The following is a 7,636-nucleotide window of genomic DNA, read 5'->3' as shown; positions in this document are numbered from 1 at the left end:
CCCGCCGAGACAGCGCCAGCTGCCAAGCCGGAGGAAAAACCCGCTGCGCCGGCAGCCGACAAATCGGCTGACGCCAAGCCTGCGGACACCAAGCCGGCCGATGCCATGAAGCCGGCGGCTGATGCAGCCAAGCCTGCCGCCGATGCGGCAAAGCCAACTGATAAGGCTGCCGATGGGGCCAAGCCGGCGGCGGAAGGTGACAAGCCCGCGCTCGTGCTGTCGCAGGTGTTCGTCAAGCCCGGCCGCCGCAATCAAGGCATGGTCGAGATCGTCGAGGGGCTGAAGGCCGGCGACGAGGTCGTCACCGCCGGTCAGAACCGCCTCTTCAACGGCATGTCCGTCGTTGTGGACAACACCATCGACCCGACCAAATCGGCGAACAAGCAGGCCGACCAGCAATGAGCTTTTCAGATCTCTTCATTCGCCGGCCTGTTCTTTCGACGGTCCTTGCTTGCATGATCCTGCTCCTGGGTTTCCAGGGCATCTTCAATCTGTCGATCCGGCAGTATCCGAAGGTCGATGAAACGGCCATCACGATCACCACGGCCTATCCAGGCGCCAGCGCCGATCTGATCCAGGGCTTCATTTCCGCCCCGATCGCCCGCGCCGTCGCGTCGACCGAAAACATCGACTACGTCACCTCGTCCAGCCGCCCGTCCTCCAGCACCGTGACGGTGCAGATGAAGCTCGGCTCGAACCCCGACGTCGCGCTGACCGAAGTTCTGTCCAAGGTCCAGGGCGTGCGCGGCACTTTGCCGGACGCGTCGAAGGACCCTGTCATCGTCAAGGGCACCGGCCAGCAGTTCGCGATGATGTACATCTCGATGCAGAATCCGAACATGACGAAGGAGCAGCTGACGGAGTATATCGAGCGCGTCATCAGACCGCGCATGTCGACGGTCGAAGGCGTCGCCGACGTGCAGATCTTCGGCGCCCAGGAATACTCGATGCGCGTCTGGATCGATCCGGTCAAACTTGCGGCGCGCGGCGTGACCGCCTCCGAACTGCTGACGGCGATCAACAATTCCAACTTCCTGTCGGCGCCTGGCAACACCCAGAACGAGTATGTCGTCTCCTCGATCACCGTGCGCTCGACATTGCAGACGCCGGAGGCATTCGCCGAGCTGCCGCTGCGCTCGACCGACGGCAATGTGGTGCGGTTGCGCGACGTGGCTCGCGTCGAACTCGCCGCCGAGAACACCGATACCAGGGTCTCGTTCAACGGCAAGCCAGGCACCTTCCTCGCCATCTTCCCGACGCCGGCGGCCAATCCGCTGACCACGGCGGCTGCGCTCACCAAGCTGGTGCCGCAGATTCAGGAGACACTGCCGAAAGGCATGACGATCGAGGTCGTCTACGACGCGACCGGGCAGATCAGCGCCTCGATTGAAGAGGTGTTCAAGACCATCGGCGAGGCGGTTGCCATCGTCGTCGTCGTCATCCTTCTGTTCCTTGGCTCCTTCCGGTCGGTGATGATGCCGATCATCACCATCCCGTTGTCGCTGATCGGCGTCTGCTTCCTTTTGTTCGCGGTTGGCTACTCGATCAACCTTCTGTCGCTGCTGGCCATGGTGCTGGCGATCGGCCTGGTCGTCGACGACGCCATCGTGGTGGTGGAGAACATCCATCGTCACATGGAAGAAGATCACATGTCGCCGATGCAGGCTGCGTTCAGCGGTATGCGCGAAATCGCATCAGCCATCGTTGCCATGACCATGACGCTGGCCGCCGTGTTCGCACCCCTGGCATTTACCGGCGGCCTGACCGGCGCGCTGTTCCGTGAATTCGCGGTCACGCTCGCCGGCTCGGTGGTGCTGTCGGGTGTCATCGCCATCACCATCACCCCGATGATGTCGGCACGCCTCTTGAAGTCCGGCACGCCGGGCCGTTTCCAGCGCATTGTCGACGGCACCTTCGCGCGCGTCGAGCATGTCTATGAACGCGCCGTCACCGGATCGCTGAACTATCGCCCGTTGACGCTGATCATCGTGCTTGCGCTTGTCGGCGTCACCGGCTTCATGTTCACCAAGACCTCGAGCGAACTTGCGCCGGAAGAGGACCAGGGCTTTCTGCTCTCGATTGTGACGGCGCCGCGTTATGCGACGTCCGATTACACCGAGACATACGTCAACCAGATCCTCGGCCTGGTGAAGGATATTCCCGAAACACGGGCGCAGTTCTCGGCCGTCGCCTTCGGCGGCACGACAAACAGCGCCTTCGTCGGCTATGCCTTCAAGGACTGGGCGGAACGCAAGCGCAATTCGAAGGAACTGCAGGCTGACATTACGGCCCGTATCGCCAAAGTGGCCGGTGTCGAGGCCTTCGTCTTCGCACCGCCGACGCTGCCGGGCTCCGGCGGCGGCCTGCCCATTTCCATGGTGGTGCGATCGACCGGCGCTTCCTCGGAAGTGTACGAGGTGGCCGAGCAGATCAAGAACAAGGCGCAGGCCTCCGGCCGCTTCATCGTCGTGCAGAATTCGATGGCCTATGACGCACCGGAGGTGACGGTGACCATCGACCGCGACCGCGCCGCCGCGCTGAACCTGCCGATCGCCGATATCGGCCGCACGCTGACCTTGCTGGTCGGCGGCGCCGAAGTGGCGCAGTTCGACCGCGATTCCAACAGCTACGACATCATCCCGCAGGTGCCGCAGGAGTTCCGCGACGACCCCGACAAGCTCGGCGAATATTTCGTACGCAGCGTGACCGGCGAGATGGTGCCGCTATCGGCGGTGGTCAAGATTTCGACCAATGCGGCGCCGGCGGCGATCGAGCAGTTCAACCAGCTGAATTCGTCGACGATTTCGGCGCTTCCGTTGCCCGGCGTCACCACTGGCGACGGGCTGAAGGCGCTGGAGGACATCGCCAAGGAGAGCCTGCCCGACACGTTCTTCATCGATTATTCCGGTCAATCGCGACAGGAAAAGGAACAGGGCAACACCATCCTGATCGCTTTCGCGGCCGCAGTTGTCGTCATCTATCTGGTGCTGGCGGCGCAGTTTGAAAGCTTCCGTGACCCGCTGATCATCATGATGGCGGTGCCGTTATCGATCTTCGGCGCGATCGTGCCGCTCAATCTGGGCCTCGGCACGCTCAACATCTACACGCAGGTCGGCCTGATCACACTGATCGGTCTGATAACCAAGCACGGCATCCTGCTGGTCGAGTTCGCCAACCAGCAGCGTGAAAAGCATGGCATGCGGCGGCGCGATGCCATCATCGCCTCGGCCAAGGTGCGCCTGCGGCCGATCCTGATGACGACGGCGGCGATGGCGCTCGGCGTTGTGCCGCTGATCACGTCCAGCGGCGCTGGTGCCGCGGCCCGCTATTCGATGGGCCTGGTCATCTTCACCGGCATCCTGGTCGGCACCATGTTCACGCTCTTCGTCGTGCCCATGTTCTACACCTTCATCGCCAGCAAGGACCTGCCTCATCTGGCGGAAAAGCCGGACCCCAAGCTGATGCCGGCACTGCCGAGCTAGGACGGTCTAGGGAGTCCCGCCCAGAAATGTGCGGGAATCGATGGAAACAAAAGAAAAGAGGCCGGGAAATTCCCGGCCTCTTTTCTTTTTGGCTGGGCTCGATACCGCCGGTTTGAACTGTACGCAATACCGCAGCGTTTCCGGAGGGAGCTTTGAGGCGCGGCAGCATGCTGCCACGCCACCGTTTCCAGCCTGCTACTTGACGATGACGATGCTGGTGTTGGTCGCCCCGAAGGTTTCGACGAGCTGGTAGAAATCGGCGGCGTTGTCGGGGTGCAGCCGCACGCAGCCATGCGAAGCCGGCTGGCCGAGGCGCTTGATCGCATAGGTCGCGTGCACCGCATAGCCGCCGCTGAAGAAGACCGAGTGCGGCATCGGGGCGTTGTCGTATTTCTTCGAATACCACATTTCATGCATGCGGGTCGGCTTGAACGAGCCGGTCGGCGTCACATGGGCCCGGTCGCCGGTGGAGACTTTCCAGGCGAAGGTCGGCCGGCCGTCGACGGAGACTTCCATGATCTGCTGCGAAAGCGAAACGCGCGCCACGATCTTGTTGGCGGCATGCGCGGCGCCCGAGCCGAACAGCAGTGCGGCACCGGTCAGCGCGGCGGCGGCGATGTTGATGAGCTTGGCGGAAATGGCGGTATGCATGAAGAAAATCCCCTCTCTCTGCCGGTCCAGCCGGCTCCAATTCGATGGCTGCTTATCCCAACGTCATGTTTCGGAGAGATTTCGCAAAATGCTCATTTGTGTTTCGAATCTGTTTCCACTGGTTAACAAACGCCAACCCCATTAGAGCCGTCGGTGGCCCGCCAGCGAGACCCTAGCAAGACCAAGGTCAGGAACATGGGTATCCGTCGCTAAACGAAAGTGCGAATTAGCAGTATTCGAAAGGACCGCCGTAGATCTCGAAACCGAACTGCAACAAAGCGAGGTTTCAAGCGGCATGATCCGGATACGGGCCGCAAGCAAAGTTGACGCAACGAAAACAGCCGGTAACGAACATGGGAACGAAATCGAACGCGCTGTCCTGGCTTTTCAGGATCAGCATCGCGGCAGCGGTCATCGGCGGCGTCGGCACGGTTGCCGGCACCCCGCTGACAAGCCTCGGCGCAATGACTTCAGGCGAGATTTCGACCCTGCACGCCGCACTGTTTTTCGCCACGGTCTGGATTGTTTCCAGCCTGCGCATCGCCCGGCTAAAGGCCCTCTGGCGGGTCGGCCTTAGGCTGACGGGTTTGCGCGGCGCCTCCGGCAACTTGCTGCCGAGAGGACCGAAGGCCCGCGCCGAGACGGGGGGTTCCGTGGGCGGCGCGGGCGCTTCGGGGGTATCCTGAAGCGACCCGCAACAAACCATTTTGGGGAATTGGATTGGTACGATGAAAACGAAATTTGCCGTTTCGGTGCTTTCCGCACTGCTTTACGCCCAGGGCCTGCTCGGCTTTGCCGGCCTTGCCACCGTGCTGCTCAGGGACCGCGCCCACGCTGGCGAGCTGACCATGGGCAGTGACATGCCGGTGGGTCCATCGCTTCTGCTGGTACGCTGAGCGCCAAGAGCGCCGGGGCCGGAGATGGAAAATCCGATGCCCGAAACCAGAGACTGCGTCAGTGCCCGGCAATCAGTCCGCGAATTGCCGCGGCGGATCGAACCGGTAGCCGGCGCCGCGTATGGTGGTGATGGTTTCGGTGTCGAGTTTGCGGCGCAGCCGCACGATGCGCGAATCGATCGAGCGATCGAAGGCATCGGCGTTTTCGGCCGGCGCCGCGGCGATGATGTCGTCGCGCGTCAAAACCTTGCGCGGACTGGCCAGGAACAGCCTGAGCAGCGCCACCTGACCGGGCGAAAGCTGTTCCTCCGTGCCGGAGCGATGCATGACCATCGCCGATCTCAGATCGACGGTCGCGTTCTCCAGCACGATCAGCTCCTGGGTGCCCCTGCCGCGGCGCGAAAGCAGGCCGCCGACACGGGCGGCCAGTTCACGGACATTGAGCGGGCTCTCGACGACGTCGGCCGCACCAAGCTCCAGCGCCAGCACCTTGTCGACAAGATCGGCCGGGCGGCAGATCAGAATGAAATCCGGTCCGCCCTCACCGCCTCCTCCTTGGCCGCCATAACGTCTGAGCAGGTCTCGCCCCTCCGCCTGGCTGAGGCTGTCGCCGACGACGACGACGTCGATGCCCTTTCCCGACAGCAGCGATTCGGCCTCCCAGGGCTGGCGTGCCTGATGCACGTCATGGCCGCGCCGTTCAAGATGGTCGGCGAGTTCGGTCGCGACCACTTCGGCTACCGAAACGAGCGCAATGACGGATCGTGCGGCCATGTTTTCCAACCGTTCCCTGGCAACCCCGATATGAGTGCTGGACATGATGTTTATACCCAATCTACTTTCCACTGAAAGTGGGAGCGAAAGCATCGTGCGGGCAAGAATTGTCATCGTCGAGGATGAGCCCGACCTGAGGGACGCTGTCGCCGAATACCTTGGCGCCGCCGGATATGACGTGGCCACCGCTGAAAGTGCGGCCGCCGCGCGCAGCCTCGTTGAAACGCAGTCGTTTCATCTTGCCATTCTCGACATCGCCATGCCCGGCGAGGACGGCCTCTCGCTTGGCCGCTGGCTGCGTTCGAAACTGCCGATCGGCATCATCTATGCGACCGCGGCCGGCACCGCGCTCGACCGCATTGTCGGGCTGGAACTCGGTGCCGACGACTACATCGTCAAGCCTTACGAATTGCGCGAGGTGCTGGCCAGGGTGCGCAGCGTGTTGCGCCGGGTTCCCCAGCCCAAAGAGCTGCAGGACAAGAGGGCCGGGGCGGATCGCCGTTCCGTTGCCTTCGGCCCCTTCCAGGCCGATCTCGACGGCAGGCTGGTCACCGGCGCCAATGGCGTGGTGATCGACATGGCCAAGAGCGAGTTCGACGTGCTGGAGATTTTCCTCACCCGCGCCAACCGGCTGCTGACCCGCGCCGCTATCTCCGAGGCGATCGGTTTCACCGAAGATCCGGAATCGTCACGCGCGGTCGACATTCGCATCATGCGGCTGCGCAAAAAGATCGAGGCCGATCCCGCCAATCCGAAATTCCTGCGCACGGTGCGCGGCGAGGGCTATATCTTCTCGCTGCCGGCCGGCGACGGCAACTGAGCACCGGGCCAGAAGGATGTGGTTGCTCGCCGGCCGAATTGGCGCGACTCCGGAATGACAGCACAAGATGATCGCTGAAGCAGCAAGCACCGATATGCAAGGGTTCCGGCAGGGCGCGGCGATGGCGGCCGTGCGCGTCGTTCGCCGGCTGCGCGAGGCCGGCGACTGGCAGCGCGAGATGGACGGCATACTGGAAACGCTCTGCCGGGCCATGGATTGCCAGCGCGGCATCCTGTTTCGCTTGCGCGAACTGCCCGGCCAGGGCTTCGCCCAATCCGTCGCCGCCTACTGGATCGACCCTCTTTTCGGCGGCGAACTGGCATCACCGACCGTCATCATGCAATCGATCGTCAATTCCGACCCGCTGCTGGAGCGGCTTGCCGAGGACGAGAGGCAAGGCAAGATCTTCGCCGGTCATACGCGCGACCTCGAAGGCTTTCTGAGGACCGATTTCGAGAAGCAGAACATCAAATCGTTCCTCTCGGTCTCGGTCTTCGCGCACGGCCATCTCTGGGGCACGCTGGCGGTCAATGACTGCATCAACGAGCGTGCATGGACCGACGAGGAAGAGGCGACGCTGCACATCATCGCGCTGGCCATCGGCGACGCCATAGAGCGCTCGCCCTCCGACGCCCACGCCAGCGAGGTCATTCGCCGCACCATGCTGCAGGCCTCGCTCGACGCCATTGTCGTCATCGACGAGACCGGCTCGATCATCGAATTCAATCCGGCCGCCGAGAAGATGTTCGGCTTCCAGCGCAGCGACATCCTCGGCAAGGACCTGCTCGATACGATCGTGCCGATCTACTACCGCAAGGGCTATGCCTCAGGAGCCGAATACATGTCCGGCCGCGGCGCGCCGATGGTCGGCCAGCGGCTCGAGACGGTGACCCAGAATGCCGCCGGCGAAGTGTTCCCGATCGAGCTGACGGCCACCGAGATGCGGGTTGCCGACCGCCGCCTGATCTTCGGCTCCATCCGCGACCTGCGCGACAAATTGCGCGCCGAGGAGG

At 63.0% G+C, this 7,636-nt stretch carries 7 protein-coding genes and 1 pseudogene; 6 read left to right on the top strand and 2 right to left on the bottom strand.

What is annotated here, in order from left to right; all coding sequences use genetic code 11:
- Both EN914_RS17100 and EN914_RS17095 read left to right on the top strand, forming a co-directional pair.
- Positions 1-402, top strand: a pseudogene (locus tag EN914_RS17100) (efflux transporter periplasmic adaptor subunit); the annotation flags it as partial.
- Complete coding sequence (locus EN914_RS17095) at positions 399-3,482, top strand: efflux RND transporter permease subunit (protein ID WP_013529306.1); 3,084 nt, start codon at positions 399-401, stop codon at positions 3,480-3,482. The pseudogene EN914_RS17100 and the gene EN914_RS17095, both read left to right, overlap by 4 nt.
- A 195-nt stretch (positions 3,483-3,677) precedes the next feature.
- Here the strand turns inward: EN914_RS17095 and EN914_RS17090 are convergent, their stop codons facing one another.
- A complete protein-coding gene (locus EN914_RS17090) occupies positions 3,678-4,133 on the bottom strand; it encodes a L,D-transpeptidase (protein ID WP_013529305.1) in 456 nt (151 codons plus the stop codon).
- A gap of 353 nt (positions 4,134-4,486) precedes the next feature.
- Here EN914_RS17090 and EN914_RS17085 point away from each other — a divergent pair, with 353 nt between their 5' ends.
- Both EN914_RS17085 and EN914_RS17080 read left to right on the top strand, forming a co-directional pair.
- On the top strand, positions 4,487-4,819 hold the full coding sequence (locus EN914_RS17085; RefSeq protein WP_024503024.1) for a hypothetical protein: 333 nt from the start codon (positions 4,487-4,489) through the stop codon (positions 4,817-4,819).
- 42 nt (positions 4,820-4,861) lie between these two features.
- Positions 4,862-5,029 carry a hypothetical protein gene (locus EN914_RS17080; protein WP_081714257.1) on the top strand — a complete coding sequence of 56 codons (168 nt, stop codon included), beginning with the start codon at positions 4,862-4,864 and terminating at the stop codon, positions 5,027-5,029.
- Positions 5,030-5,101: 72 nt separating this feature from the next.
- Here the strand turns inward: EN914_RS17080 and EN914_RS17075 are convergent, their stop codons facing one another.
- Positions 5,102-5,803, bottom strand: coding sequence for a response regulator transcription factor (locus EN914_RS17075; RefSeq protein ID WP_013529302.1), 702 nt, complete (start codon positions 5,801-5,803; stop codon positions 5,102-5,104).
- Positions 5,804-5,849: 46 nt separating this feature from the next.
- On the opposite strand from EN914_RS17075, the gene EN914_RS17070 reads away from it, so the two are divergent.
- Both EN914_RS17070 and EN914_RS17065 read left to right on the top strand, forming a co-directional pair.
- A complete protein-coding gene (locus EN914_RS17070) occupies positions 5,850-6,623 on the top strand; it encodes a response regulator transcription factor (RefSeq protein ID WP_174299078.1) in 774 nt (257 codons plus the stop codon).
- 67 nt (positions 6,624-6,690) lie between these two features.
- On the top strand, positions 6,691-7,636 hold a 946-nt coding region (locus tag EN914_RS17065), incomplete at its 3' end, for a PAS domain S-box protein (protein ID WP_164778766.1).

Origin of the sequence: Mesorhizobium sp. M7A.F.Ca.CA.001.08.2.1 (assembly GCF_003998455.1) — a bacterium.
Lineage (GTDB): Bacteria > Pseudomonadota > Alphaproteobacteria > Rhizobiales > Rhizobiaceae > Mesorhizobium > Mesorhizobium ciceri.
This window is presented reverse-complemented; position numbering and strand designations above follow the sequence as displayed.

Coding starts and splice junctions, on each gene's coding strand:
- EN914_RS17095 (WP_013529306.1), top strand. CDS start 399: ATGAGCTTTTCAGATCTCTTCATTCGCCGGCCTGTTCTTTCGACGGTC.
- EN914_RS17090 (WP_013529305.1), bottom strand. CDS start 4,133: ATGCATACCGCCATTTCCGCCAAGCTCATCAACATCGCCGCCGCCGCG.
- EN914_RS17085 (WP_024503024.1), top strand. CDS start 4,487: ATGGGAACGAAATCGAACGCGCTGTCCTGGCTTTTCAGGATCAGCATC.
- EN914_RS17080 (WP_081714257.1), top strand. CDS start 4,862: ATGAAAACGAAATTTGCCGTTTCGGTGCTTTCCGCACTGCTTTACGCC.
- EN914_RS17075 (WP_013529302.1), bottom strand. CDS start 5,803: ATGGCCGCACGATCCGTCATTGCGCTCGTTTCGGTAGCCGAAGTGGTC.
- EN914_RS17070 (WP_174299078.1), top strand. CDS start 5,850: ATGTTTATACCCAATCTACTTTCCACTGAAAGTGGGAGCGAAAGCATC.